The 25,722-nt window shown below is 59.3% G+C and carries 25 protein-coding genes and 1 tRNA gene; 17 read left to right on the forward strand and 9 right to left on the reverse strand.

Features of this window, described 5'->3' with window-relative positions; translation table 11 throughout:
* Nucleotides 1-3: 3 nt before the first annotated feature.
* The 16 genes from PIN31009_RS24260 (at nt 4) to PIN31009_RS24335 (ending at nt 14,853) form a co-directional block, all read left to right on the forward strand.
* Nucleotides 4-351, forward strand: a complete 348-nt coding sequence (locus PIN31009_RS24260) for an ArsR/SmtB family transcription factor (RefSeq protein ID WP_058376483.1) — start codon at nt 4-6, stop codon at nt 349-351.
* Nucleotides 352-513: 162 nt separating this feature from the next.
* On the forward strand, nt 514-1,887 hold the full coding sequence (gene soxC, locus PIN31009_RS24265; RefSeq protein WP_150791805.1) for a sulfite dehydrogenase: 1,374 nt from the start codon (nt 514-516) through the stop codon (nt 1,885-1,887).
* 109 nt (nt 1,888-1,996) lie between these two features.
* Nucleotides 1,997-3,100 (forward strand): c-type cytochrome, encoded by a 1,104-nt coding sequence (locus PIN31009_RS24270; protein WP_217426837.1) that lies wholly within the window; start codon nt 1,997-1,999, stop codon nt 3,098-3,100.
* An 82-nt stretch (nt 3,101-3,182) separates the two neighbouring features.
* Nucleotides 3,183-3,512: a c-type cytochrome gene (locus tag PIN31009_RS24275; RefSeq protein ID WP_058376481.1), complete on the forward strand. Its 330-nt coding sequence runs from the start codon at nt 3,183-3,185 to the stop codon at nt 3,510-3,512.
* A 120-nt stretch (nt 3,513-3,632) separates the two neighbouring features.
* Entirely contained in the window at nt 3,633-4,100 is a 468-nt protein-coding gene (gene soxY / locus PIN31009_RS24280; RefSeq protein WP_058376480.1) for a thiosulfate oxidation carrier protein SoxY, read from the forward strand.
* A 30-nt stretch (nt 4,101-4,130) separates the two neighbouring features.
* A complete protein-coding gene (soxZ, locus tag PIN31009_RS24285) occupies nt 4,131-4,442 on the forward strand; it encodes a thiosulfate oxidation carrier complex protein SoxZ (RefSeq protein ID WP_058376479.1) in 312 nt (103 codons plus the stop codon).
* A 209-nt stretch (nt 4,443-4,651) separates the two neighbouring features.
* The gene (gene soxA / locus PIN31009_RS24290) at nt 4,652-5,443 is read left to right on the forward strand and encodes a sulfur oxidation c-type cytochrome SoxA (RefSeq protein WP_407668854.1); all 792 of its coding nucleotides are present in this window, start codon (nt 4,652-4,654) and stop codon (nt 5,441-5,443) included.
* Nucleotides 5,444-5,462: 19 nt separating this feature from the next.
* Complete coding sequence (gene soxX, locus PIN31009_RS24295) at nt 5,463-6,110, forward strand: sulfur oxidation c-type cytochrome SoxX (RefSeq protein ID WP_150791807.1); 648 nt, start codon at nt 5,463-5,465, stop codon at nt 6,108-6,110.
* A 135-nt stretch (nt 6,111-6,245) separates the two neighbouring features.
* Nucleotides 6,246-6,710 carry a TlpA family protein disulfide reductase gene (locus PIN31009_RS24300; protein WP_150791894.1) on the forward strand — a complete coding sequence of 155 codons (465 nt, stop codon included), beginning with the start codon at nt 6,246-6,248 and terminating at the stop codon, nt 6,708-6,710.
* A 77-nt stretch (nt 6,711-6,787) separates the two neighbouring features.
* Nucleotides 6,788-8,497: a thiosulfohydrolase SoxB gene (gene soxB, locus PIN31009_RS24305; protein ID WP_150791808.1), complete on the forward strand. Its 1,710-nt coding sequence runs from the start codon at nt 6,788-6,790 to the stop codon at nt 8,495-8,497.
* Between the two features lie 102 nt (nt 8,498-8,599).
* Nucleotides 8,600-8,675: transfer RNA gene (locus PIN31009_RS24310), tRNA-Ala, on the forward strand.
* A 189-nt stretch (nt 8,676-8,864) separates the two neighbouring features.
* Nucleotides 8,865-10,037 carry an EpsG family protein gene (locus PIN31009_RS24315; protein WP_174995924.1) on the forward strand — a complete coding sequence of 391 codons (1,173 nt, stop codon included), beginning with the start codon at nt 8,865-8,867 and terminating at the stop codon, nt 10,035-10,037.
* A gap of 207 nt (nt 10,038-10,244) precedes the next feature.
* On the forward strand, nt 10,245-11,252 hold the full coding sequence (locus tag PIN31009_RS24320; protein WP_150682469.1) for a polysaccharide biosynthesis protein: 1,008 nt from the start codon (nt 10,245-10,247) through the stop codon (nt 11,250-11,252).
* Between the two features lie 97 nt (nt 11,253-11,349).
* Nucleotides 11,350-12,477, forward strand: a complete 1,128-nt coding sequence (gene wbjC, locus PIN31009_RS24325) for a UDP-2-acetamido-2,6-beta-L-arabino-hexul-4-ose reductase (protein WP_150791809.1) — start codon at nt 11,350-11,352, stop codon at nt 12,475-12,477.
* Nucleotides 12,478-12,484: 7 nt separating this feature from the next.
* Entirely contained in the window at nt 12,485-13,621 is a 1,137-nt protein-coding gene (gene wecB, locus PIN31009_RS24330; RefSeq protein WP_150683356.1) for a non-hydrolyzing UDP-N-acetylglucosamine 2-epimerase, read from the forward strand.
* A gap of 14 nt (nt 13,622-13,635) precedes the next feature.
* Entirely contained in the window at nt 13,636-14,853 is a 1,218-nt protein-coding gene (locus tag PIN31009_RS24335) for a glycosyltransferase family 4 protein (RefSeq protein WP_150791810.1), read from the forward strand.
* Here PIN31009_RS24335 and PIN31009_RS24340 read toward each other — a convergent pair.
* The 9 genes from PIN31009_RS24340 to PIN31009_RS24380 form a co-directional block, all read right to left on the reverse strand.
* Nucleotides 14,837-15,985 carry a glycosyltransferase family protein gene (locus PIN31009_RS24340; RefSeq protein WP_150791811.1) on the reverse strand — a complete coding sequence of 383 codons (1,149 nt, stop codon included), beginning with the start codon at nt 15,983-15,985 and terminating at the stop codon, nt 14,837-14,839. The two genes, PIN31009_RS24335 and PIN31009_RS24340, sit on opposite strands and share 17 nt — an antisense overlap.
* 10 nt (nt 15,986-15,995) lie before the next feature.
* Nucleotides 15,996-17,309, reverse strand: a complete 1,314-nt coding sequence (locus PIN31009_RS24345) for a flippase (RefSeq protein WP_150682465.1) — start codon at nt 17,307-17,309, stop codon at nt 15,996-15,998.
* Nucleotides 17,310-17,410: 101 nt separating this feature from the next.
* Entirely contained in the window at nt 17,411-18,289 is an 879-nt protein-coding gene (locus PIN31009_RS24350) for a DUF4422 domain-containing protein (protein ID WP_150791812.1), read from the reverse strand.
* A gap of 67 nt (nt 18,290-18,356) precedes the next feature.
* On the reverse strand, nt 18,357-19,619 hold the full coding sequence (locus tag PIN31009_RS24355) for a glycosyltransferase family protein (protein ID WP_150791813.1): 1,263 nt from the start codon (nt 19,617-19,619) through the stop codon (nt 18,357-18,359).
* Between the two features lie 69 nt (nt 19,620-19,688).
* Nucleotides 19,689-20,792, reverse strand: a complete 1,104-nt coding sequence (locus tag PIN31009_RS24360) for a DegT/DnrJ/EryC1/StrS family aminotransferase (protein ID WP_150791814.1) — start codon at nt 20,790-20,792, stop codon at nt 19,689-19,691.
* Nucleotides 20,789-21,244 (reverse strand): acyltransferase, encoded by a 456-nt coding sequence (locus PIN31009_RS28400; protein ID WP_150791815.1) that lies wholly within the window; start codon nt 21,242-21,244, stop codon nt 20,789-20,791. The genes PIN31009_RS24360 and PIN31009_RS28400 overlap by 4 nt, the downstream gene beginning before the upstream one ends.
* A gap of 1 nt (nt 21,245) precedes the next feature.
* The gene (locus tag PIN31009_RS24370; RefSeq protein WP_150682460.1) at nt 21,246-22,082 is read right to left on the reverse strand and encodes a WxcM-like domain-containing protein; all 837 of its coding nucleotides are present in this window, start codon (nt 22,080-22,082) and stop codon (nt 21,246-21,248) included.
* Nucleotides 22,083-22,127: 45 nt separating this feature from the next.
* Complete coding sequence (locus PIN31009_RS24375) at nt 22,128-23,594, reverse strand: mannose-1-phosphate guanylyltransferase/mannose-6-phosphate isomerase (RefSeq protein WP_150791816.1); 1,467 nt, start codon at nt 23,592-23,594, stop codon at nt 22,128-22,130.
* Nucleotides 23,591-23,956, reverse strand: coding sequence for a MarR family EPS-associated transcriptional regulator (locus PIN31009_RS24380; RefSeq protein WP_150682458.1), 366 nt, complete (start codon nt 23,954-23,956; stop codon nt 23,591-23,593). The genes PIN31009_RS24375 and PIN31009_RS24380 overlap by 4 nt, the downstream gene beginning before the upstream one ends.
* 424 nt (nt 23,957-24,380) lie before the next feature.
* On the opposite strand from PIN31009_RS24380, the gene PIN31009_RS24385 reads away from it, so the two are divergent.
* Nucleotides 24,381-25,709: a hypothetical protein gene (locus tag PIN31009_RS24385; protein WP_150791817.1), complete on the forward strand. Its 1,329-nt coding sequence runs from the start codon at nt 24,381-24,383 to the stop codon at nt 25,707-25,709.
* Nucleotides 25,710-25,722: the final 13 nt, after the last annotated feature.

A 25,722-nucleotide genomic window follows, 5' to 3' on the forward strand; every position in this document is an offset into this window, starting at 1 on the left:
GCCATGGAAGAACTCGACCGCGTATTCGAAAAGGTATCTCACTACTTCAGCCTGCTCTCCGAGCCGACCCGGCTGCGCATTCTGCATGCCTTGTGCGGTGGCGAACAGTCGGTAAGCGATGTGGTGACGGCGGTGAATTCGTCGCAGACCAACGTCTCGCGACACCTCAACGCGATGTATCAGGCCGGTGTGCTGGGGCGTCGCAAGGAAGGCAATCAGGTGTACTACACGATTGCGGATACCGGGGTGGTCGAGATCTGCCGCGCCGTGTGCGTGCAGGTGGCCGGCCGGCTCGAGGAGGAGGCGCTGCCGCACCGTGCCGTCGACGGCTTCATGCCGCGCGGTCAGTGACATACGAAGCAACATCGCAACATTGCAAGACCCGTAGTGCAGCGCGGCGACGAGACCGCGCGAGGTTCCAGAGTGGGTTCGCACGAGGTGATGTGAACCGGCTCTAGCCCGATCCGTGTCCTTCGCGACGCGCTCGGGCGCCACAAAACGCGAGGAGACAGGGTGAGCAAGACCAGCGATAGCACATCGCGAGCCGGCCGGTTGCGCCGGGCTCCGGAGAATTTCATCGACGGCACACTGGCCGGCGACATCGCCCGTGACGGGCTGAACCCCACACGCCGCAATTTCCTGCAACGCAGCTTTCTGGCTGCTGGCGCCGCCCTTGCCGGTGGCGCAGCCTTTGCCGCCGACGCCCCCAAGTCGCTCGGCGACGGCGATCCGATGATTCTCGAGCCGCGTCCGTGGGCGACGTCACTGGGTCAGGCGGTGGCCGCGCGCCCGTACGGCATGCCGTCGAAATTCGAAGCCAACCTGCAACGCCGGCAATCGCCGGGGCTCACGCAGACGGCGCAGGCGTCGGTTGCCTTCACGCCGCTTCAGGGGTTGTTCGGCATCATCACGCCGAGCGGCCTGCACTTCGAGCGTCACCATCAGGGCTGGCAGGAGATCGACCCGACCCAGCACCGTCTGATGGTGCACGGCATGGTGCGTGAGTCGAAGGTCTACACGATGGACGACATCATGCGGTTGCCGTCCGTCTCGCGCATGCACTTCATCGAGTGCGGCGCGAACACCGGCATGGAGTGGGGCAACTCGGCCGTGCCCACGGTGCAATACACACACGGCATGCTCTCGTGCTGCGAGTTCACCGGTGTGCCGCTGTCGGTACTGCTCGACGACGTGGGCGCCGATATCAAGCGTGGTCAGTACGTGCTCGCCGAAGGGGGCGATGGCTCCGGCATGACGCGCACCATTTCGATGGAAGCCGCCCTCTCGGATGTCCTCGTGGCATGGGGCATGAACGGCGAGATGCTGCGTCCGGAGAATGGCTACCCGCTGCGTCTGGTCGTGCCCGGTGTGCAGGGCGTGTCGTGGGTGAAATGGCTGCGCCGCATCAAGATCGGCGATGCGCCGTGGAATGCCAAGGATGAAACAAGTCACTACGTCGACCTGATGCCGGACGGCCAACACCGCCAGTACACGTCGATTCAGGAGTGCAAGTCGGTCATCACGTCGCCGTCGGGCGGACAGGCGCTGCTCGATCGCGGCTATTTCAACGTGACGGGGCTGGCGTGGTCGGGGCGCGGGCGCATCAAACGCGTCGATGTGTCGACCGATGGCGGCAAGTCGTGGCGCGCAGCGCGTATCGAGTCGCCCGTGCTGCCCAAGTGCCTCACCCGCTTTAACTTCGATTGGCAGTGGGACGGCTCGCCCGCGCTGCTGCAAAGCCGTGCGGTGGACGAGACGGGCTACGTGCAGCCGCGTTATCGCCAGTTGCGCGATGTGCGTGGCACCAAGTCGATTTATCACAACAACGCGATCCAGACGTGGCAAGTGGCCGCCAGCGGGGAGGTGACCAATGTCCACGTCGACTAAGCCGTACGGCATGGCCAAGCCGAACCGGCGCGCCGTGTTTCGGCACCGGTTGCAGGCCGCTGCGGCCGCCTGCCTCTGGGCGAGCGCGCTTGCTGTGGCCGGGCTGACCGTGAGCGCATGGGTGAGCACCTCTGCCCATGCCGCTCCTGCGGCTGCCCCCGCGATCAAAGCCCCGGCCATCAAGGCACCGACCGGCATCGGCCGCGACGCCACGCCCGCCGAACTGAGCGCGTGGGACATCGACGTGCGCCCCGACTTCAAGGGCCTGCCAAAGGGGCAAGGTTCGGTGGCCGACGGGCAGAAGCTCTTCGACGCGCGCTGTGCCTCGTGCCACGGCACGTTCGGCGAGAGCAACGAGGTGTTCAATCCACTCGTGGGCGGCACCACGGACGACGACATCAAGACCGGCCACGTCGCCTCGCTGCGCGCGAACAACCAGCCGGTGCGCACCACGCTGATGAAGGTCAACACGGTCTCCACGATCTGGGACTACATCCGCCGCGCCATGCCCTGGAATGCGCCGCGATCACTGACGCCCGACGAAGTCTATGCGGTCACCGCTTATATTCTGAATTTGGGCGAGATCGTGCCGGCCGATTTCGTGCTGTCCGACAAGAACATCGCCGACGTGCAGCAGCGCATGCCCAACCGCAACGGCATGACGCGCGCGCACGGCATGTGGCGCGTGGGCGACAAACCGGATACCCATAACCGTGCGTGTATGCAGGATTGTCCTGAGGCTGGTATCGTGACGTCCGCACTCCCTGCGTACGCCCGCGACGCACATGGAGATCTGGCCGCGCAAAACCGTGTCATCGGACCGGTGCGCGGTGTCGATACGAAGCTGCCGCCGCTCTCAGGCACCGCCGCGCAAAATGCGTCGGTGCGCAAGATGGCGGCTCTCGCCACGCTAGGCATGGCGAGTCCGGACGCACCGGCTCAAACCGCCGCTGTGACGTCACCGGCAGCAACGCTTGCGGACAAGAACGGTTGTCTGGCCTGTCACGGCGTCACCGACAAGAAGATCGGGCCCGCCTTTTCGGAGGTCGCCACCAAGTACCATGGGCAGTCGGATGCGACTGAAAAACTGGTGGCGAAGATACGTGCCGGAGGCGCCGGTAACTGGGGCAGCATGCCAATGCCGCCGCAGTCGCAGGTTGCCGAGACCGACGTCCGTACGATGGTCGACTGGATTCTCCGTGGTGCACAGTGAGCGGGCAAGGTGTCCGACGGCAGCGCCATGTTCCGCATGCCGCCGCAGGACACCGTCCCCTACATAAATCGAAGGAGATACGATGAAAAAGCTGTTGATCGCCGCCGCGATGCTGGCCGGTACCTCGCTGGCACACGCCGGTGTCGACGTCGCCGCAGCGACCAAGCTCGCCGCCGCCAATGCCTGTATGGGTTGCCACGCCGTCGACAAGAAGCTCGTGGGCCCGTCCTATCAGGACGTCGCTGCCAAGTACAAGGGCGACAAGGATGCCGTGGCCAAGCTGGTGAAGAAGGTGAAGGGTGGCGGTGCAGGCGTCTGGGGTCCGATCCCGATGCCGGCGCACCCGAACATGTCGGATGCCGACGCCAAGATCCTGGTGGATTGGGTTCTGGCAGGCGCCCCGGCGAAGTAAGTCCGGGGCAGGGGGCTCAGGCGGCACGCCTCGTTCGCGAGGCGGCCGGATGAGCGAACGGCGGCCGGTGCGTTCAGGATGTTTCGCACCGGCGGCCTTCAGAGAAGGAAACACACGAAGATGAACCAACAGCGACGCGACATGCTGCGGTTTTCCGCGGTAATGGGACTGGCGGTGGCCGCCGGGCTGATCAAGCCCGAAGAGGCGCGCGCGGCAGAAGCGCAGTGGAACAAGGCGGCGTTTGCCACCAAGAGCGTGGCCGATACGGTCAAGGCACTGGGTGGCACGAGCGCCAGCCCGAGCGATCTGGTCGTGCTCACCGCACCCGACATTGCCGAGAACGGTGCAGTCGTGCCGGTGGCGGTCACGAGCAAGGCGCCGAACACGCAATCGATCGCGATTCTGATCGAGAAGAATCCGAACACCCTCGCGGCGTCGTTCGACATTCCCGATGGCACCGACCCGTCGGTGACCACGCGCGTCAAGATGGGCCAGACCTCGAAGGTCTACGCGCTCGTCAAGGCGGACAACAAGTACCTCGTGGCCGAGAAAGAAATCAAGGTCACGCTGGGCGGCTGCGGCGGTTAAGCGCGCGAAGAGAATAACGAGGAGCCACACATGGGTAATCCGATGCGCATTCGCGCAACCGAGGCCGGCGGAGTCGTCGAGGTCAAGGTGCTGATGAGCCACATCATGGAAACCGGTCAGCGCAAAGACGCTTCCGGTAATATCGTGCCCGCACACTTCATCCAGACGGTGACGGTGGCCTGCAACGGCAAGACCGTGCTGACGGCGGAATGGGGTCCGGCAGTGTCGAAGGATCCGTTCCTGTCGTTCAAGTTCAAGGGCGCCAAGAAGGGTGACAAGGTCACGGTCACGTGGGTCGACAACAAGGGCGACACACGTACCGACGAGACGGCAGTCGCCTGATACGCTTCAAACACGACTCAAGTACGATTCACGCACGGGTCGTGCAGGAATCAAGCGCCGGGAAGTGCGCGGTGGCGCTCGCGGGGAGTCTCCTCGCGATGCGCCGAACAACCCACACAGAGGAGAGTCAGATGCTTGATGCGCAAGATAGCGCACGGGTGAGCACCCCGCGACACAAAACATGGCTGCGTCGGACAGTGCTCGGCGGTATGTTCGCCATCGCCATCGCGGGCCTCAGCGCCCCCGCATTTGCCGCCGGTCAGTCGACCGCCGACGCGATCGCGCAATATCGCGAGATGCTTGCCGACGGTAATCCGGCCGAACTGATCGAGATGCGCGGCGAAGAGCTCTGGAAAACGCCGCGCGGCCCGAACAATGTCTCGCTCGCGCAATGCGATCTCGGCCTCGGCGCCGGTGTCGTGAAAGACGCCTACGCGCAATTGCCCCGCTATTTCCCCGATGCCAAACGTGTGCTCGACGCCGAGTCGCGCATCGTCGAGTGCATGGTGAATCTGCAAGGCTTCAAGCGGGCCGACGTCATCAAGCAGCCGTTCTCGAAGGAAGGGCAGGACCCGACCGATCTCGAATCGCTGACCGCCTATGTGGCGGGCCAGTCGCGCGGCGCCGTCATCCATGTGCCGCAGGCGCACAAGGAAGAGAAGGATGCCTACGCGCGCGGCCAGAAGATTTTCTATTACCGTGCCGGCCCGTACGATTTCTCGTGCGCGTCGTGCCACGGGTCGGACGATAAGCGCATCCGCTTGCAGGATCTGCCGAATCTGACCAAGCCCGCCGCCGCCCGTCAGGCGTTTGCGACGTGGCCGGGCTACCGTGTCTCGCAAGGCGCACTGCGCACGATTCAGTGGCGCATGTACGACTGCTTCCGTCAGCAGCGCATGCCGGAGCTGAACTACGGCTCGCAGGCGTCGATCGATCTGATTACTTTCCTCGGTGTGATGGCCAACGGCGGCAAGATGGACGCCCCCGGCCTGAAGCGCTGACCGATCACGAGGCACACCCATGAAATCATTCGCATTGCGCACGGCGACCGCCGTGCTGGGCGCGGCCGGGGCACTCGTCATCGGCGCGGCATTCGCCCAAGAGGGCGCGAAGCTCGTGACCGGCACGGCCGATGCCGCAGTCGTGCAGGAGCTGCGCGACTCGTTCCGTCCGTCGGGCATCGCACAACTCGACCGTATCGATCAGAGCGAATTGCAGAAGCTGTGCACGCAATACGCGACGAAGCCGATGCCGGCCAAGATTGCCGAGCGTTTGCAGAAGGCCGAGCTGGCCGCCGTCAAGGCACCGGCTGACGGCAAGTATCTGGGCGACTGGAAAGAGGGCGAGAAGGTGGCCCAGAACGGTCGCGGCATGCAGTTCACCGACAAGGCCGACACGGTCAACGGCGGCAACTGCTACGCCTGTCACCAGTTGACCAAGACCGAGATCTCGTTCGGCAACATCGGTCCGTCGTTGTACAACTACGGCAAGCTGCGCGGCGATTCGCCCGAAGTCGTGAAGTACACGTGGGCCAAGGTCTATGACTCGCACAGCTACATGGCGTGCTCGAACATGCCGCGTTTCGGCGCTGCGGGCATTCTGACCGAACAGCAGTTGAAAGACGTGATGGCGCTGTTGCTCGACCCGGCCTCGCCGGTCAATCAGTAAGTCGTCTGCCGTACCGGCCGGTTGCCTGCGTGAAGACGACAGGTGACCGGCGGGCTTCCGGAGTTCCTCATGACATCCCTGTTTCGTTCGATTCGTACCGCCAGCGATAACGCCGCGCGGCGGGCGGCGCTCGCCATGTTGGGTGCTGCGATCATGGCCTTCGGCATGCCCGCACACGCCGTCGATGTGGGCGACACGGTCACGCTGCCGTCGCTCGTGACGTTCGACGGCAAGACGCTGCCGGCCGAGTCGTTCAAGGGCCGCACGGTGATCGTCGAGTACTGGGCGTCGTGGTGCCCGTTCTGTGCGCAGCAGAATCCGCATCTTCAGAAGCTGTACGAGGCTACGCGCGGCAAGCCGATCCAGATCGTCACGCTGTCGATCGACAAGAAGCCGTCGGACGCGATCGACTATCTCAAGGCGCATCGCTACACGTTCCCGGCCGGCATGGATAACGAGACGTGGCAGGCGGCGCTCGGCAAGCGGCGCGGGCTGCCGGAGCTTTACGTGATCGGGCGCGACGGCAAAGTGCTGCGCAAGGAAGTCGGCGAGATGTTCGGCGAGGATGTGGCGGCGCTGGCGGATTACGCAGGCAAGTGAGGCCGGCGCGAGGCGCTGGCGGTTACCGACAAATGACATAACAAGCGTGCCATCAGAGGCGCGTGCCGGGAGACGAAATGGATCGACGCGAGTTCATGCAGGTATTGGCGGTGGCAGCGGCCGGCGGGATGGCACTGTCGCATCACGAGACGGCGGCGGCCAAGGCGGCAGCGACGTTTTACGACCTGCCGAAATTCGGCAACGTGCACTTTCTGCACTTCACCGACTGCCATGCGCAGTTGCTGCCGATCTACTTCCGTGAGCCGAGCGTCAATCTGGGCATCGGCGCGCAGGCCAACCGTCCGCCGCATCTGGTCGGTGACGCGTTCCTGAAAGCCTACGGGCTGCGTCCGGGCACCCCCGACGCTTACGCGTTCACCTATCTCGATTTCGCTGCGGCGTCGCGCACGTACGGCAAGGTCGGCGGTTTCGCGCATCTGGCCACGCTGGTCAAGCGCATGAAGGCGTCGCGCCCGGGCGCGTTGCTGCTCGACGGCGGCGACACGTGGCAAGGCTCCGGCACGGCCATGTGGACCAAGGGGCAGGACATGGTCGACGCCACGCTCGCGTTGGGCGTCGACGTGATGACGGCGCACTGGGAGTTCACTTACGGGGCCGAGCGGGTGAAGTCGGTGGTCGAGGAGCAGCTCAAGGGCAAGATCGATTTTGTCGCCCAGAACGTGCAGACCAACGACTTCGGCGATCCGGTCTTTGCGCCATATACGATGAAGTCGATGAACGGCGTGCCGGTGGCGATCATCGGGCAGGCGTTCCCGTACACCCCGATTGCCAACCCGCGCTATCTGGTGCCCGACTGGACCTTCGGCATTCAGGAAGAGCGTTTGCAGGCGATGGTCGACGAGGTGCGCGGCAAGGGGGCGCAGGTCGTGGTGGTGCTCTCGCACAACGGCATGGACGTCGACCTGAAGCTGGCGTCGCGTGTGCGCGGCATCGACGCGATTCTGGGCGGGCACACCCATGACGGCGTGCCCAAGCCGGTGGTCGTGGAGAATGCGGGCGGCAAAACGCTCGTGACCAACGCGGGCTCGAACGGCAAGTTCCTCGCGGTGCTCGACTTCGACGTCAAGGGTGGCAAGCCGGTCGACTTCCGCTACAAGCTGTTGCCGATCTTTGCGAACCTGTTGCCGGCCGACGCGCCGATGCAGGCGCTGATCGAGCGTGTGCGCGCGCCGTTCGCCGCGAAACTGACCGAACCGCTCGCCGTGACGGAAGGCGTGTTGTACCGGCGCGGCAATTTCAACGGCACCTTCGACCAGTTGCTGCTGGACGCCGTCATGGCGGAGAAGGATGCCGAAATCGGCTTCTCGCCGGGCTTCCGTTGGGGCACGTCGCTCTTGCCGGGGCAGGCGATCACGATGGAGCAGCTGCTCGATCAGACGGCCATTACCTATCCGTATACGACGCTCACGCCGATGACCGGCGAGACGATCAAGACGGTACTCGAAGACGTGGCCGATAACCTGTTCAACCCGGATCCGTACTACCAGCAGGGCGGCGACATGGTGCGGGTGGGCGGCATGGACTACACGATCGATCCGATGGCACCGATGGGCCAGCGCATCACGGACATGCGCCTGAACGGCAAGCCGATCGATGCGGGCAAGACGTACAAGGTGGCCGGCTGGGCGCCGGTGGCCGAAGGCGCTCAGGGCGAGCCGGTGTGGGACGTGGTGGCGCGCTACCTGCGGGCGCAGAAGACCATCGTGGCAAAAGCGCCGAAAGTGCCGGTGATCAAGGGCATGAAGGGGAATCAGGGCGCGGCCTGACGCCTTTTTGCTTTTTGCCACAAGGGTTTGCGGCTAATCCCGAGCAAATTTGTCGGGCGCTGGCCGGGCTGAAAAAAACCCGCTATGATCATTTCTTCACGTGGGGCGGTAGCTCAGCTGGGAGAGCGTCGCGTTCGCAATGCGAAGGTCGGGAGTTCGATCCTCCTCCGCTCCACCATCCGGTACGCATCGGCCTCGATGCGGCCAACTTCCTTCCGTTCGGGACAGCGCGGCAAACAGGCGGACCACCGGCCCATGGCGTTTGGCGGCCCCTGCTGAGTTCCAGTCGGCTATCATTCGACAGCGACTTCCCCGCGATCTCTCCCCGATACCTAGTGCAGAAGTACGCACTCAAGATCTTCAGCGCATGACATATACGATCGCCTTTATCTATTTGGCATTTATCTCTGCATTTGATCAGGATGTCAAAAAATCGTCCTTCAAATACAAATTAAATATCGTATTGCTATTCCTGTTGATGGCACTCGTTGCAGGATTGCGCTTCAGAATGGCCCCCGATACGGTCTGGTATATGACTTGGTTCGAGAATGAGGTGCCACCTCTCGAATCGATGGGGCTTGATAACATTTTTCACGCCAGATACGAACCGCTCTGGAATATTCTCGCTTCGACGTGTAAGAGCATCGGCGGGTATTTCTTCTTCCAGTTCACGGTATCCAGTCTGCTGGCCTACGTCATTATCTATTTCTTCAAAAATGCGACGAAGATGGTGTTTCTCGGCGTCGCATTTTATATTGCGGCCTGCTACCTGTACTTCAGTATGGAGATTCTGAGAGAGTCTCTGGCGATTTCGCTGTTTCTGATTTCCGTCATATTCCTGTCGCGGGAAAAATACTTCAAGATGACGGTGTCGATGCTGTGTGCAATCGGGTTTCACAAGTTTGCCATTTTCGCGATCCTGCTTTTGCTGTTGTCCACGCGCAGAATCGCTTTCAAGATGAAGCTGCTGATCGCCCTGATGATCGCTGTTCTGCTGACGCTGACCGGGGATCCGATCAATTATGCAGAACCGATCATTTCGACGTTCTCCACGGCCGATCTCTCTTTCTACAAGCTGGATGTCAATCTGACGCTGGCCGGATATGCCTACAATATTCTGAGATTTCTGCCGGTACTGTTCATTCTTTACGTTTACCGGAACAGAGAAATTCCGAATCTGTTGATTTCGCGCCGCATTCTTTATAGTGGCTGTCTGGTGTATGCGTTGTTGATTTTCATTCGGATTACGGCAACGCCCTATGTCGACCGTATCGCGAATTACTTCGTGTTCTTTCCGCTCGTGCTTTTCGCATGCACGGTGCCGGACTACATCGGAAGGTTTCTGGGCTTGAGGAAGGCTGCGATCCTCAGTCCGCTGGTGCTGGTGGTCGTGGTGCTGTTCAACACGCTCCCCTTGCTCAGCCCCAACCCGACAAACGATATCCCCACGTACAAGCGCTACTTCCCGTACTACACCTTCATCTCGGGCGCGGTCGATCCGGACCGGGAGGAAATTTCGAGACTGGAAGCGAAGGAATGACGCAGGTGCCGCCGAGGTACCCGGGGCGCCGGCCGAGCGGAAAGTGAGCAGGGCTCAGCACGGACGTTATCGAGTTAGGTAGAATGCAAGATTCGAATGATCGCGGGTGCATGCACAGGCGACACCGGCGTTCCAGCACGGTGGGTCATGGCGAAGAGCGCTTTCCGACGCGCGCCTGAGGCCTGGTTCAGACTCATGGATACTTTTATGTTCAACAAGAAGACTCTTCTCATCAGCGGTGGTACCGGATCATTCGGGAATGCCGTATTGCGTCGCTTTATCGATTCGGACATCGGGGAAATCAGAATCCTGAGCCGGGACGAAAAGAAGCAAGACGACATGAGAAAGAAATACAACAATCCCAAGCTGAAGTTCTACATCGGCGACGTTCGGGATTATCAGTCCGTCATGAGTGCGGTCCGAGGCGTTGATTTCATCTTCCATGCAGCCGCACTGAAGCAAGTGCCGTCGTGCGAATTTCACCCGCTCGAGGCCGTCAAGACCAATGTGCTGGGGACCGAGAACGTGCTTGAGGCAGCCGTTTCGTGCGGCGTCAAACGTGTGGTTTGCCTGAGCACGGATAAGGCCGTCTACCCGATCAATGCGATGGGTATCTCCAAAGCCATGATGGAAAAGGTCATGGTGGCCAAGTCGCGCAACAGCAATTCGACGGTCATTTGCGCCACCCGCTATGGCAACGTCATGGCGTCGCGCGGGTCGGTGATCCCGCTGTTCATCGATCAGATGCAGGCCGGCAAGCCGATTACCGCGACCGATCTGAACATGACCCGATTCATGATGACGTTGGATGACGCCGTGGATCTGGTGCTGTACGCGTTCGAGAATGGCAACCCGGGCGAGATCTTCGTGCAGAAGTCGCCGGCGGCAACCATCGATACGCTGGCGAAGGCGCTGAGCTCGTTGATGAAGTTGCCGGACTATCCGATCAACGTCATCGGTACGCGTCACGGCGAGAAGCTCTACGAAGTGCTGTTGAGCCGTGAAGAGATGGTGATGGCTCAGGATTCCGGCGATTACTATCGTGTGCCGCCCGATCTTCGCGACCTGAACTACGGCAAGTTCATCGACCAAGGGGAAACGAAGATCTCCGAGGCGACGGACTACAACTCGCACAACACGACGCGGCTCGATGTGGAAGGGATGAAGCAACTGCTGCTGAAGTTGCCGCTGATTCAGTCGATCATTCCGCGATAACGCTCGTCGCCATGCGACGTGCGGGCGGCTCGCATCACCAACGAACAGTACCCGAGCACCCGCCGGCAATGACGGCAGGTGCTCCAACGAACGGATTATGAAAGTACTTGTCACCGGGTCAAATGGATTCATCGGGCGCAACCTGCTCCTGAAGCTGTCCGAGTTCAAGGATGTGGAGGTTGTGAGCTTCGACACCCGGCGTGGGGTCGATGAACTCCCCGGCATGCTCGATGGCGTCGAATTCGTCTTCCATCTGGCCGGCATCAATCGATCGCAGGCACCGGAAGACTTCGAGCGGGGCAATCGCGATCTGACACAAACGCTGTGCGATGCCGTCGGTGCCATCGCCGCGTCGACCGGCCGGAAAATCCCCGTTGTTTTCACTTCGTCGACACAAGCGGGTCGAGACACCCCCTACGGTCGCACCAAGCTTGACGCGGAGCAGGCCGTGCAAGCGGTCTCGCAACGTCACGGGATTCCCACCTTCGTATTCCGTTTGCCGAACGTGTTCGGCAAGTGGTGCCGCCCGAACTACAACTCGGCGGTGGCCACGTTCTGCCACAACATCGCCCGAGATCTGCCGATCGAAATCCACGACCCGGCGGCGAAGTTGACGCTGGTCTACGTGGACGATGTCCTTCAGCGCTTCACGGACATCTTGTTCGGTGCCGACGCGGCGCCTGACGCGTCGGGCTTCGAAGCGGTGATGCCGACCTACACGACGACGGTCGGCGACGTGGCACGATCGATTCAGGCGTTCCGTGACGGCCGCAACACCTTGATGACGGAACGTGTCGGCACCGGTCTGGAGCGGGCGCTTTATGCGACGTTCGTCAGCTATTTGCCGGCGAGCGGCTTCGTGTACAGCGTGCCGCGTCACGAAGATCCCCGCGGCGTGTTTGTCGAGATGCTCAAGACGCCGGACTGCGGCCAGTTTTCGTATTTCACGGCGCACCCGGGCGTGACGCGCGGCGGGCACTACCACCACACGAAGACCGAGAAGTTTCTCGTCATGAAAGGGCAGGCCAGCTTCCGGTTCCGCCACATGCACACGGGAGAAACGCTGGAATTCGTCACGAATGGCGAGAAGGCGGAGATCGTCGAGACGGTTCCCGGCTGGACGCATGACGTTACGAACATCGGTGACGGCGAATTGATCGTCATGCTTTGGGCAAACGAAGTATTCGATCGCGCTAAGCCCGATACTTATTCGAGCATTCTGTAAGGCAATGATGAAGAAGCTAAAGATCATGACGGTGGTCGGCACCCGGCCGGAGATCATCCGTCTGTCGCGCGTGCTGGCAGCACTCGACGCCCACTGCGACCACGTATTGGTCCATACGGGGCAGAACTACGATTACGAACTGAATCAGGTCTTCTTCGAAGATCTCGATGTCCGCCGGCCCGATCACTTTTTGAATAGTGCCGCCGGCAGCCGTAGTGCTGCGCAAACGATCGGCAACTTGATCATTGAAGTGGATCGCGTGTTGGCAGAGGTCATGCCGGACGCCATTCTCGTGTTGGGCGATACCAATAGCTGCCTGTCGGTGATTCCGGCGAAGCGCCGTCAGATCCCCATTTTCCACATGGAAGCCGGCAACCGCTGCTTCGACCTGCGCGTGCCGGAAGAGACCAATCGCCGCATCGTCGACCATACGTCCGACATCAATCTGACGTACAGCGATATCGCGCGCGAATACCTTCTCAGGGAAGGACTGCCGCCGGATCAGGTGATCAAGACCGGCAGCCCGATGTACGAGGTTCTGCATCACTATCTGCCGGCCATCGAGTCGTCGGACGTTTTGCAGCGACTGGCGCTCACGCCCGAGCGTTACTTCGTCGTCAGCGCGCACCGTGAAGAGAACATCGAGCCGGAGAGCGGATACCGCAAGCTGGTCGACGTGCTGAACGGCATTGCCGAAGATCACGATATTCCGGTGATCGTGTCGACGCATCCGCGCACGCGCAAGCGTATCGATGCGGCCGGCTCCACGTTCCACCCGCAGATTCGTTTTCTCAAGCCGCTGGGTTTTCACGACTACGTGAATCTGCAAATGTCGGCGAAAGCGGTGCTGTCGGACAGCGGCACGATCAGCGAAGAATCCTCCATCCTCAACTTCCCCGCGCTGAACCTGCGCGAGGCGCATGAGCGCCCGGAAGCGATGGAAGAAGGCACCGTGATGATGGTGGGGCTTGAGCTCGATCGCGTCCGTCAGGGTCTGGCGATTCTCGAGTCGCAACCGCGCGGTGCCGTTCGCGGTCTTCGCCTTGTCGCCGACTACAGCATGCCCAACGTTTCGGACAAGGTCGTTCGCATCATTCACAGCTACACGGACTATGTGAACCGTGTGGTCTGGAAGAAATATTGACGCTCGGACAGTCGATGCGAATTGCTTTAGTTACGGAAAACTTTCCGCCACAACGGACATCAGGCGCGGTGCAGTTGCGCGATCTTGCGCGCGAGTTCGCGCGCCAGGGCCATGCCCTGACCGTTGTGCTTCCGTCGGCCGACATTCAGGAAAGCTGGCGGCTCGAGCAGATGGACGGGTTTCAGGTGCTGCGATTGCGCGCGCCCGAGACCAAGGGGATCGGCTACGTTCGCCGGACCCTCAGTGAGTTCGTCATGCCGTTTGCGATGCGGAGAAATCTGCGTCGCAGCGCGCTCGCCGGCGAAAAGTGGGAAGGCATCGTGTGGTATTCGCCTTCTATTTTTCACGGACCGCTCGTCCGGTACCTGCAAAAGAAGAGCGGCTGCAAAACGTACCTCATCATTCGCGACATCTTCCCTCAATGGGCAGCCGACCTTGGCCTGATGGGCCGAGGACTGGCGTATCGCTTTTTCGATGCGATTGCGCGTTACCAGTATTCGGTCGCCGACACGATCGGGGTTCAGACGCAGGGCAACGTCAGCTATTTCGACGAATGGGCGCGCAAGCCTGCCCGCAAAGTGGAAGTGCTGCCGAACTGGCTCTACGAGGCGCCGGTTGCAGGGTGCCCCATCTCGATTCAGGCGTCACCGTTGGACGGACGAAAGGTGTTCGTCTACGCGGGCAATATGGGCGTGGCGCAAGGGATGGACATCCTGCTCGATCTGGCTGAGCGCTTGCGTGCTCGCACCGACGTCGGTTTTCTGTTTGTCGGTCGAGGCAGCGATGCGGCCAGACTCGCTGCCAGTGCCGCGAGCCGAGGGCTGGATAACGTGATTTTCCGCGACGAGATCGACCCGGACGAGATTCCGGGGCTGTATGCGCAGTGTCATGTCGGGTTGGTCGCGTTGGACCCGCGCCACAAATCGCACAACATCCCGGGGAAATTCCTTTCCTACATGGCCAGCGGGTTGCCCGTATTGGCAAACATCAATCCGGGCAATGATCTGGCCGACATGATTCGGGCGGAAGGCGTCGGCAGGGTCAGCGAAGACAATACGGTGGAAACGCTGGAACGTCTGGCCTTGGAGCTGATCGACGATCTCGACGCCGGTGGGGATGTCCCGGCGCGCTGCAAATCGCTTTATGCGAAGCTGTTCTCACCCGAAACGAAGGTCCGCCAGATCGTGGCCGCGCTCAGCGAGCCACTTCGGCGCTCTATGCCCCGGCAATAACCTTTTCGTAGAGGCGCCGGACGTCAGTGTCGAACGACAGGTTGTACTGCGCCAGCGCCTCGGGAGACGGTCGATAACGATCGACCGGTGCGGACAGTGCTTCCGCGATTTTCCCCGCCAATGCTTCGGGCGTTTCGCTGGCAAAGAACGACGACTCCGGAATCAGGGCATTCGATTTGAACATCGCGATGTCCGAGCAAATCAGCCCCGTCCGCAGCGAGAACACCGTCCCGGGTATGCCGCTATTCGTTCCCCGTTTGTAGGGAAGAATGACGTAGTCTGCCTGCGCGATCAAATCGAAATATCGTGCGTCCGAAATGAATTCGGCGATGATGCTGACCCCTGGCGTGCCGGCAAATAATGCCATCGCAGGGTGGTGCTTCGTCAGATTGGACGCGATCACGAGATTTGCCGTCGATGCGTCGAAGTCTTTCGCGCCGGCGAAAATCGACCAAGCCTTGGCAAGGACGTCGAGCCCCTTCTCCGAGCGCGGGTGTCCCACGAACAGAAACGTCTTGCCATTGCCCCGATCGTTGTCTGCTGCGGCGTGCGTGGACGTCCCGCGCATGGGCGCGGGGTCCATGATCGGGAAGTCATGCAAGCGGATGGTGCCGGCAAACTTGAAACTTGCCTTGAAATCGTCGACGGAATTCTTGTTGTGAAGCAAGATCGTATCGGCCAGATCGATAATGAGCTGCTTGATACGATGTCTCGGCGTCACGTTCACGTGCTGCGACTCGAATGGAATCACATCGTGCAGCGTCAGCATGATCTTCCGGCGCAAAACCTTCTTCACGGTGAGTAAGAAAAGATACTCCACGAGGTGTTCGCTGATCAGGTTGTAATTCAAGACCTTGGTCTTGTTTTTCCCGATGATGACGAGCGAGCGCAGCAGGCCGAAAATCAATTCAAGATATCTCACGAAGAATCGAAGATATTTGTGATTCTTGAATTGATTGGGGCCGGTCAACTCCGTGTACTTGAAGAAAATCTTTCTTCCGTACGGGAACGGAAAGTAGTAATTCACAATGGCTTCCTGAGAGAATTCTCCCTCCAGCGCCTTGTAAATGCGGTGTGTGTAGAGTCCGGCCGATCCTGCGGTTCCGAAGTACAGATGAGTGATGTCTGTCATGTAGAAGCGTTCATTGTTTGGCGTCAGAGGACTTCGCGTGCTCGCCGCCGCGCGCCGTTACGGACAATTCGCGACGCAAATACAGCAAGATCAACAGATCGAAGAGCGCGCGGCCCGACCATGCGATCGCCGCACCGACAATGCCAACGGTGTGGAGCACCAGAAGCAGCGCCGGAATATAGACGATCGTTTCGAAGATGTGAATGAACGCGGTCGTTCTCGATTTCCCTGCGGCCTGAATGTACGTGAAGGGAACGCTCGCCAGCGAGTTGAAGAAAATCCCCATGAACAGGATCGATGCGGCCATCCACGACTGTTCAGCAAATTTTGCACCGAGCCAAATCGTCAGCAAGACCTTGGACAGTGCTGCGGCCGCAAGGCAAATCGGCAGCATGATGTACAGAATCAACTTCCAGCTGTTCTTGTACGTCGTTTCGGCTTCGTGATGCTGGGAGCCGATGGCGTTCGATAGCCGGGGGAACAGCGCACCGGTCAACGCGACCGGAATGATCAGCATTCGGTTGGCGATCTCGTACGGCACGGTGTAATACGCCACCGCGGTGGCGCCGAGCACGGAGGAGATGAAAAATCGGTCGGCAGAGACCAGCAGCGGGCCGATGACATTCGATGCCGTCGTCCATCCGCCGAAGGCGATCAATTCCTTGACGTACGCCCAGCTGACGCCGCTTCGTGCAAATTTGATGTCGTAGACGCGACTCACATATCGCCAGTGAATGGCTGCCACGAGAAGCCGGGTGACAATCAGGCTCAGCGATATCCACACGAGAGAATTCCCGACGCAGGCAACGACGACTGCCGGCGCGGCAAAATTCAGAATCCCCAAGATGATGCGGAACGTGCTCGAGATCTTGAAGTTCTCGAAGGCCTCCAGAACACCACGGAATCCAATCGTCAGCGTGGTGATGGGAATGCCAATCGCAGAAATGATGAGCGACCAGAACGTCTCGTCGATCAGGGTGCCGCTCACGTTCAACCACTTATGCGCGAGAACGTGCGCCAGTGCGGCGAGCACGAGCATGCCGAACAACCCGGCGGCGGCCGTGACGACCAGTCCGCTCTGAATCATCGGATTGACTTCGTTCTTCCGATTCGAATTCAGGATTGAACTGACCTTCTGCGTGATAGCACGCCCCAGGCCGAGATCGAACAGGCTGAAATAGCCGATCAAGGTCCAGATCAGCGTCAAGATCCCGAAGGACTCCACGCCCAGATGGCGAAGGAGATAGGGAACGGTAACGGCTGCGACCAGTAACGGTCCCCCTAAACCCGCCAAATTCCAAAGGGAGTTTCTTTTTATCGACATAGTGCAAGATTCCTAATATCCATTACAGTCGTTCATGCATTGGAATATTGTGTTATCCGCACATGAATCAAATCTGCCGTGACAGTCTGCTGACTCTTGATTTATGAGCCGTGGAGCTTCTTCTTTGCTCGATGTTGATAATTTCGATGAATTGCCCGGTCCAGCATGTAATAGACGTTCGCGGCAATTCTGTAACGCAAACTGTTGAAGTGCGTTTTCTTTACTGTCGACTCGACCCACAAGAGCGGTGATGTCTTGGTGCGAAGCTTGTTTTTCTTGATGTAGATTTCAAGCAACAGTTCGTGCATGTACCCAAACACGCGAATCTGGTGGATTGGGTAATTCGTGGGATCGATTCGTCTTTCCACTTCCAGCAAGATGTCGAAGACCCACTCGCAATAACGGGTGAAATTCTCCCAGCTCATGATGAACATGTTGTGCCCGATCATCTTGTTGTTTTCGTACATGTGATCCCGGTACGAATCCATGTAATCGGGGTACTTCTCGCCGACAACGCTCTCCAGAATTTCAAAATCGGCGTCGTTATAGTTCATGCTGCAAACGCGCGCGATGCTGTAGGCGTACGTGTATGGCACCGGCGTGATGATGTCCGCATCCTTGAAAAGCTCATGTGCGGACGGGAGTGTGTAGTTATCGATGAACTTCTGACCCTCGGGGAGACTGATAATCTCAATGGGTTTTGAAGATCCGAAATCGAAATTGAAGAATCTTCGATAGCTACAGACGCCGATATACGGGACCTTGGGAAGATGCTTCCAGGCCCAGTAAATGCCGGTAATTTCCGACCAGAATTGATTGCGACTGCTGATGTTATCTCCGACGTCATCGCCTGACATCGGAAGATGAGAATCCATGGCACTTCTGCCGCATTGAATATTGAACAGGAAATCCCGTTCAGTATTTATCAATGCCTTGTTGTGATATAAACAAAGCAGCTTTATTTCTTCTTCTTTGTTCATTATCTTTCAGGAATGGAAGTGAGGTGAAGAAGCATGATTCTTTGGCAAAAAATATCGGCGACGGTATTCAGGATTTCGCGGCGTGAAAAATGATTCGCCGCAATGCATTCGCCCTGGGCTGGCGTTGTGAAAACGCTTCGCCTGCCATCGGCTTCGTGCCTTTGATTATTTCGACATACCGGGAAAAATTCTCGGTGACGGAATAATTAGTTTTGGCATATTCGTAGCATTTGTCCGCTACCGTCTGATAGTCGTTCTCGATGTGCCGAAATACCTCGGACAGGTCCGCGATGTCCGGGCCCGAACTGTTCATCAATTCAGAGCCATCGCATCCCAGCGGCTTGTCGTAAAAGAGGCCGCCGCAGATCGGGCGGTCGAACAATGCGTGGTCGTAGCTCGCGAGGGCAATCACCACCGGAATTCGGTATCTGGCCAGCTCGACCAGCGACGTGCCCATGGCATACCCGACAGAGTGCTTGACGATCTCATCCCGAATCTTGTCGTAGGGCAGTTCGCCGATGAAACGGATGCGCGTGGCATCGACACCGAATTTCCGAAGGGCGGCATCGATTTGTGCCGTCGCACCGCTACCGACAATCGTCAATGTATAGGCCGGATGCTTCGAGAGAAACTCGATCATCGCGCAGACAGCCGGAATCTTGAAGTCGACAATTCGCCCGATCCAGATGATCGATTTGGCGTTCGGATCGGCTTCTTCGTCTCGCTGGGCCTCGGAGAAGGAGGGCAGCGGAACGATGCGATTTCTTGGGACGTGCAGTTGAAAAGTACGTTCCCAGTGATCTGCAATGACCTGGGCCATGCAAATCAATCCGTCGTTGTTATTGATTTGCTTCAACAAGGCTCTGTTGAACCCGATCAGTGCCTTGTTGCGGAATACCCGCTTTTTCGTGACGGCGTAGACCGCCTTATCGAACAACGTCTGGCCGAGATAGAGATCGTCCTGCACATGAAGAATCAGGTGGGACAGCGCAATGTTGCTGACCTTGCGGCTCAATGCTCTGGCGAGATGCAGATCCCGCATGCAAAAAGTCACGAAATTGATCTTGTCATGCTCGCCGATGCCGTCGGCGATTCGCCGGAGCAGGTTTTCCTGCTCATTCGGTTGCAGGTAAAAATAATCAAGATTGCCGTCAAGCGCGATGACGGTGCCGCATCTTTTCGGCGACACGGACAACTTCTTCTGGATAAAGCTGCCCTCGGCACAGATGGCGATGTACGGTTCGTTGATCGAGTCGAGGTAATCGCAGAAGCGAACAAACAGCGTTTCACCGCCGCCGAGATAAGAATTTGCGTTATACAGAACGATCATGCGCGCTTGGCTGATGGGATGATTAAGGCTGAAATTATCTCGGAGACGGTGCCCCGTCCGTTGCGAAGACTAGCCGCAGATTTCGAGGATCGATTCGGCCACGTACTTGGCTTCGGCATCGGTGAGCACCGGGCTCATGGGGATGCTGAGGATCGTGTCGTGAATCTTCTCGGAAATGGGCAGGCGGCCTTTGCCGATATTCAGGTCCTTGTAGGCTTCCTGCAAATGCGGCGGGATCGGGTAGTGAATGATGGTCCCGATCGTCTTCTCAGTCAGCTTGGCTTGCAGCTGGTCGCGTTCGTCGAAACGAATGGCGAAAATGTGGAAAACGGATTCGCAATCTGCCAGAACCTTCGGAAGGATCAGATGCTTTGATTTCGAGAGCGTATCCAGATAGATGGTCGCAACGTCTCGCCGCTTCTGATTTTCGTCGTCCAGATACTTCAGCTTTTTCCGCAGAATCGCCGCTTGAAGCTCATCGAGCCGGCAGTTGAAGCCTTTGACTTCGTTGTGATACTTCTTGCTCGACCCGTAGTTCAACAGCAGTCTGACTTTCTCGGCCAGCACCGGGTCGTTGGTCGTGACGCCACCGGCGTCGCCCAGCGCGCCAAGATTCTTGCCGGGATAGAAGCTGAACCCCGCCGCATCCCCGAGCGCACCGGCCTTACGGCCTTTGTACGTCGCACCGTGGGACTGCGCGGCGTCTTCGACGACCTTGATCCCGTGACGGCGGGCGATCGCGTTGATGGGGTCCATATCGGCGCACTGCCCGTACAGATGGACCGCGATGATCGCTTTCGTTCGCGGCGTAATCGCAGCTTCGAGCTTCGCCGGGTCGATGTTGTACGTCGCCTCGTCCGGCTCCACGGGCACCGGCGTCGCGCCGGCGTAGGTCACGGCAAGCCACGTGGCGACGTAGGTGTTGGACGGCACAATCACTTCGTCGCCCGGGCCGATGTCGTACGCACGGAGGATCAGGTGAAGGGCGTCGAGTCCGTTGCTCACGCCGATCGCGTGTTCAACGCCGCAATAGCTCGCGAATTCGCTCTCGAACGCACGCACTTCCTGGCCGAGGATGTACCAGCCGGAATTCAGGACGCCGACCATCGTTTGCGTCAGCTCTTCCTCATGGGCGAGGTTGATTTTCTTGAGATCGAGAAATGGAATATTCATTTGAGGATTCGAAGTATGCGGGCAGGGTTTCCTGCGACGACCGCGTTTTCCGGAACATCTTTCGTAACGACGCTACCCGCACCGATCATCGCGTGCCTGCCGATCTCGATGCCGGGAAGAATGGTGGCGTTGGCGCCAATGGAGGCGCCTTCCCGCACGATCGTCTTTGAGAACTTCTCGGGATAGACTTTCGATCGCGGGAAATTGTCATTCGAGAACGTCACGTTCGGGCCGATGAACACGTCATTTTCAATGAGCGTGCCGTCCCATAGTTGAACGCCACATTTGACGGTGACCCGGTCACCGATCTTGACGTCGTTTTCGATGAAGCAATGCGAGCAGATGTTGCAGTCGGCACCGATCTCGGCGTTGGGCAGCACCACCACGAATTGCCAGATCTTCGTGCCTTCGCCGATCGATTGGCTTTGCACATCACTGAAAGCGCTATACATCTCAGGTCCCTTGGGCAACGTGTTTCAGGAACGCCCCGTAATCGCGAATATAGTCGTTCGAGTCGTAATGATGCGACGCGAACACCAGCAGCAGCGCGTCCGACGAGTACTTGTACTGGATGCCCCAGACCATCGGCGGAATATAGAGTCCGGTGCTGGGGTCCTCGAGCTCGACTTCCGCGCGCTTGTGACCGTCATCGACCACGACCGAGCAACTGCCGCGCACGCAAATCAGAAACTGATGGCATTCGTGATGCGCGTGCTCGCCGCGAATTTCGCTGCTCGGCACGTCGTAAACCATGAAGTAACGCAGCGGCGCGAAGGGAATTTGCTTCTCGAATTCCCCGACCGTGAGATTGCCGCGCAAATCGGGAATGACGGGGAACCGGAAAATTTCCACGCCGCCGACATCGAGTGCGGTGCGAGGCGCGCGGCGCTCGGCAACGGCGACGGGTTGTACCTCGGGACGGTTCGTATTCACGTAGCCGACGATGGTCGCGGGATTGCCTTCGACAATGGCACTCGGCGGAATCGAACGCGTGACCACCGTACCCGGGCGCACATAGGCCCCGGCGGCCATCCGCACGCCCGGATAAATCACCGAGCCCTCGCCGATGGTGACGTTGTCCTCGATGACGACGTTCGCATCGGCCGCCGGGTCTTCCGGCGTCGCGAATACGACATGACTACGGATGCTGACGCCATTGCCCAGCGTCACGCCCTTGGGAATACAAACACCGACGCCGATCGTGGCGTTCTGCCCGATCACCGCGTCGGGAGAGACGAACGAAAGGGCGTCGCCCTCCGGGGTTGCTGGTTGACTGGTTTTCACTTCCATTGCTTCGGTTCGTCTCGTGATGTAGTGGGAATGGCGCGGACGCGATCAACCATTCTGCTTAGGGGTGCGGCCATAGGTGTCTTCAAAGCGCACGATGTCATCCTCGCCGAGATATCCGCCGGATTGCACTTCGATGATTTCCAGTGGGATCTTCCCCGGGTTGGTCAGTCGATGGACCTGACCCAACGGAATGTGCACACCCTGATTCTCGGTCAGGATCTTCGTCTCATCGCCGTTGACGACTTCGGCCGTCCCCTTGACGACGATCCAGTGCTCCGCGCGATGGTGGTGCTTTTGCAAGCTCAGGCTGGCGCCGGGTCTCACCTGAATACGTTTGACCTTAAAGCGGCGGCCCGTATCGACCGTGTCGTACCAGCCCCACGGACGGTGCACCTTGCGGTGCAGCACATGCTCTTCGCGGTCTTCCCGCGTGAGGGCCGACACGATATGTTTGACGTCCTGGCTGCGTGTCCGGTCAGCGACCAGAACCGCATCGGCCGTTTCGATGACGATCAGGTTTTCGACGCCGACCAGTGCCACCAACCGGCTTGACGCGTGGGCGAGCGAGTTCTTGGTATCGGTCGTCAGCACGTCGCCAAAGCAGGCATTGCCGGCTTCATCTCTGGGCGATGCCTGAAGCACGGCGTCCCACGACCCAAGGTCGCTCCAGCCGGCATCCAGCGGAACCATCTTGATGTCGAAAGTGCTCCCCGGGCAGTGTTCGATAACGGCGTAGTCGATGGATTCCGCGGGGATGTCGCGGAATTCCTCCTTAGCGGGCCGGACAAAGCGGGTGTCGAGCGAGACTTCTCTGCTGCACTTCGTCCAGGCGGCCTTCGTGGCGAGCGCGATGTCCTGACGGAAATGCTCGATGGCGCGCAGCCACGTGGATGCTTTCACGATGAAGATGCCGGCATTCCAGAAATAGCCGCCATCCTGCAAGTATTGCTGCGCCGTCGCCAAGTCGGGCTTTTCGACAAAACTACGCACGTCCATCGGGGCGCCGTCTTGGCCAGGCTCCGCGCGAATGTAACCGTACCCCGTCGCCGGCTGGTCGGGCTTGATGCCGAGAATGACGACCCCGCCGTTGTCGGCTTGCCGGATCGCCGCGCGCATGGCGGCGGCAAAGGCGTCCGTGTTCTCGATCACCTGATCCGAAGGTGTCACCACCAGAACGGGGTCGTGGCCGTCGACGCATCCTTCGAGGGCCGCGAGGGTCAGGGCAGGGGCCGTATTCTTGCTTTGCGGCTCCAGCAATGCCGCGCCGGGAACGACGCCGATTTCACGCAGTTGTTCTGCCAGCAGGAAGCGGTGTTCCTCGTTGCTGACGATAAGGGGATTCGCAATCTCGATATCGCTGTCGCCGAGAATCATCGAGCGCTTGACGGAGAGTTGGAAAAGACTCTCGTTGCCCGTCAAACAAAGAAACTGCTTCGGAAAGCCGGCCCGCGACAAGGGCCATAGCCGCGTACCCGAGCCGCCGCACAGAATTACTGGAGTGACGTGAATCATGCTTCCTGCTCCCCTTCTTTTTCAGAGAATGCGATTTCAGATTTCAAGGCGTCGATCTCCATTTTCAAAGCGTCATATTCTTCCATCTTCCGTTTCAGGAATCGGCTCGTTAGATTCGCTTTTTCGACGATCCCTCTTGGCGTCAGGATATACATGTAGCCAAACTTGTTTTTTGAATGGGCAAAGTTCAGCATTTTGACCCATCCTTTTTCCATCAGCGATTTCAGACAGTAATTCAGTCCGCCCACGCTGACGCCAAGCTTCTCGGCCAGCTCCCGCTGTGTGAGGTCGGGATTCTCAGACAAAATACGCATCACTCGGAAATACGTATCTTCTTGTATTTTCGCTTGTCTACTGGTCATGGGCTTGACGGCTTTTTCGACGAACGCGGGGCATAGCGCCCCCGGGCCATCCCGATCTAACGCGATTGAGATGCGCGATTGATATGGCGGTAGCGATAGCTGCGACCGATGTCTGTAAGAGTTCGAACAATTCTACTTGAGTGTAGGTTGGCCGGTCCACGCCAGTTTTCAGGGGGTGCGCGCGGGAGCGTCACCGGCAGGCTGCTAAAATCCACAAATATTCGGACGAATGGGCTCGCCGCTGCGCCGGCCTAAACATCGTCTGCTAGTGAGTGTCCGTTTGTGGTGAATCAATGACTGTGTCCCGCGTACCGGTTATTGTGCGGCGAGGTGCCCGCCACCCGAGTGTTCCGCAGTCATGCGGCCGCTAATACAATGCTGAAAAATTTCTTAAGGTCGAAACATGCGTAGTGGTGATACGTCGGTGAACAAAAGACTCGTTCTGGTCGAACTCAATGAAATCAATTTCGACATTGTGTCGAACTACATCGAGGCGTTCCCAGGCCGTTTTCCGGCGCTCGCCAAGTTGACGTCGGGCGCGGGCATCAGCACCACCTGCGAACGCAACTACGAGGAGCTCGAGCCTTGGATTCAATGGGCGTCGGTCCATAGCGGGAAAACGTATACCGAGCACGGGATTTTCCGGCTCGGCGACATCGTCGGCTCGGACGTGCCTCAGGTGTTCGAGCAGCTGGAGCGCAGTGGGCTGAGCGTCGGCTGTGTGTCGGCGATGAACGCCGAGAATCGTCTGAAGGCGCCGGCGTACTTTATCCCCGACCCGTGGACGGCCACGCCGAGCGACGATTCGTGGTGGAGCCGGGTCCTGACGTCCGCCGTGTCCCAGACGGTCAACGACAATGCGCAGGCCCGCATCACGTGGCGCAGCGCGCTGCACCTCGGGCTGGGATTGCTGCGCTTTGCGCAACCCAAACACTACGGCTTGTATGCCAAGCTGATCGCCGGCAGCCGCGGCGCATCGTGGCGCAAGGCGCTGGTGCTCGATCTGTTGCTGCACGACATTCACGCCAAGCTCTTCCGGGCCCACCGGCCGAATTTTTCCACCGTGTTCCTGAATGCGGGGGCACACATCCAGCACCACTATTTTTTCAATTCGCACGTTGTTAAAGCGAAGGCAAAGATGGCGAATCCGGCGTGGTATGTCGCCGGGGACGTGGACCCGGTCGCCGAGATGCTGGATGTTTATGACCGGCTGGTGGCCGATTGCGTGAGTTTCGATCGCACCGAAGTCATCGTCGCGACGGGCTTGTCGCAACTGCCCTATGACCGTGTGAAGTACTACTACCGGCTCAAGGACCACGCCGATTTCATGCGCTTGATCGGTGTCGAGGTCAAGTCGATTCAGCCGCGCATGACCCGCGACTTTCTTCTCGAGTTCGATTCGGCCGAAGACGCTCTGGCCGCACAGTCGCGCCTGTCGGCACTGCGCGTGGTAAAGGACGGCTTGCCGGTGTTTGGCGAAATCGACAATCGTGGCGACAGTCTCTTCGTGACCCTGACGTACCCGCACGAAATCTCTGCCGATCTGCGCGTGACGTTCGGTGACGAAGCATGGCCGCTTCAGCCCTACGTCGCCTTCGTCGCCATCAAGAACGGCATGCATCAGGAAAAGGGTTTTTCGTACTTCACCGGTGGCGTGGCTCCCTACGCACCGGGCGATCGCAGCCATGTCGCGGCGTTGCATTCGACCATCCTGCAATTCTTCGGGAAGGCGCCGAATCAGCGTCCCGCGTAAGCGCGACCTCCCA

The organism is Pandoraea iniqua, from assembly GCF_902459685.1.
In the GTDB taxonomy this organism is placed as follows: Bacteria; Pseudomonadota; Gammaproteobacteria; order Burkholderiales; family Burkholderiaceae; genus Pandoraea; species Pandoraea iniqua.

Excerpts from the sequence above, each read along its gene's own strand:
- PIN31009_RS24260 (WP_058376483.1), top strand. The coding sequence starts at position 4 with ATGGAAGAACTCGACCGCGTATTCGAAAAGGTATCTCACTACTTCAGC.
- PIN31009_RS24275 (WP_058376481.1), top strand. The coding sequence starts at position 3,183 with ATGAAAAAGCTGTTGATCGCCGCCGCGATGCTGGCCGGTACCTCGCTG.
- soxY (WP_058376480.1), top strand. The coding sequence starts at position 3,633 with ATGAACCAACAGCGACGCGACATGCTGCGGTTTTCCGCGGTAATGGGA.
- soxZ (WP_058376479.1), top strand. The coding sequence starts at position 4,131 with ATGGGTAATCCGATGCGCATTCGCGCAACCGAGGCCGGCGGAGTCGTC.
- soxA (WP_407668854.1), top strand. The coding sequence starts at position 4,652 with ATGTTCGCCATCGCCATCGCGGGCCTCAGCGCCCCCGCATTTGCCGCC.
- soxX (WP_150791807.1), top strand. The coding sequence starts at position 5,463 with ATGAAATCATTCGCATTGCGCACGGCGACCGCCGTGCTGGGCGCGGCC.
- PIN31009_RS24300 (WP_150791894.1), top strand. The coding sequence starts at position 6,246 with ATGTTGGGTGCTGCGATCATGGCCTTCGGCATGCCCGCACACGCCGTC.
- soxB (WP_150791808.1), top strand. The coding sequence starts at position 6,788 with ATGGATCGACGCGAGTTCATGCAGGTATTGGCGGTGGCAGCGGCCGGC.
- PIN31009_RS24315 (WP_174995924.1), top strand. The coding sequence starts at position 8,865 with ATGACATATACGATCGCCTTTATCTATTTGGCATTTATCTCTGCATTT.
- PIN31009_RS24320 (WP_150682469.1), top strand. The coding sequence starts at position 10,245 with ATGTTCAACAAGAAGACTCTTCTCATCAGCGGTGGTACCGGATCATTC.
- wbjC (WP_150791809.1), top strand. The coding sequence starts at position 11,350 with ATGAAAGTACTTGTCACCGGGTCAAATGGATTCATCGGGCGCAACCTG.
- wecB (WP_150683356.1), top strand. The coding sequence starts at position 12,485 with ATGAAGAAGCTAAAGATCATGACGGTGGTCGGCACCCGGCCGGAGATC.
- PIN31009_RS24335 (WP_150791810.1), top strand. The coding sequence starts at position 13,636 with ATGCGAATTGCTTTAGTTACGGAAAACTTTCCGCCACAACGGACATCA.
- PIN31009_RS24340 (WP_150791811.1), bottom strand. The coding sequence starts at position 15,985 with ATGACAGACATCACTCATCTGTACTTCGGAACCGCAGGATCGGCCGGA.
- PIN31009_RS24345 (WP_150682465.1), bottom strand. The coding sequence starts at position 17,309 with ATGTCGATAAAAAGAAACTCCCTTTGGAATTTGGCGGGTTTAGGGGGA.
- PIN31009_RS24350 (WP_150791812.1), bottom strand. The coding sequence starts at position 18,289 with ATGAACAAAGAAGAAGAAATAAAGCTGCTTTGTTTATATCACAACAAG.
- PIN31009_RS24355 (WP_150791813.1), bottom strand. The coding sequence starts at position 19,619 with ATGATCGTTCTGTATAACGCAAATTCTTATCTCGGCGGCGGTGAAACG.
- PIN31009_RS24360 (WP_150791814.1), bottom strand. The coding sequence starts at position 20,792 with ATGAATATTCCATTTCTCGATCTCAAGAAAATCAACCTCGCCCATGAG.
- PIN31009_RS28400 (WP_150791815.1), bottom strand. The coding sequence starts at position 21,244 with ATGTATAGCGCTTTCAGTGATGTGCAAAGCCAATCGATCGGCGAAGGC.
- PIN31009_RS24370 (WP_150682460.1), bottom strand. The coding sequence starts at position 22,082 with ATGGAAGTGAAAACCAGTCAACCAGCAACCCCGGAGGGCGACGCCCTT.
- PIN31009_RS24375 (WP_150791816.1), bottom strand. The coding sequence starts at position 23,594 with ATGATTCACGTCACTCCAGTAATTCTGTGCGGCGGCTCGGGTACGCGG.
- PIN31009_RS24380 (WP_150682458.1), bottom strand. The coding sequence starts at position 23,956 with ATGACCAGTAGACAAGCGAAAATACAAGAAGATACGTATTTCCGAGTG.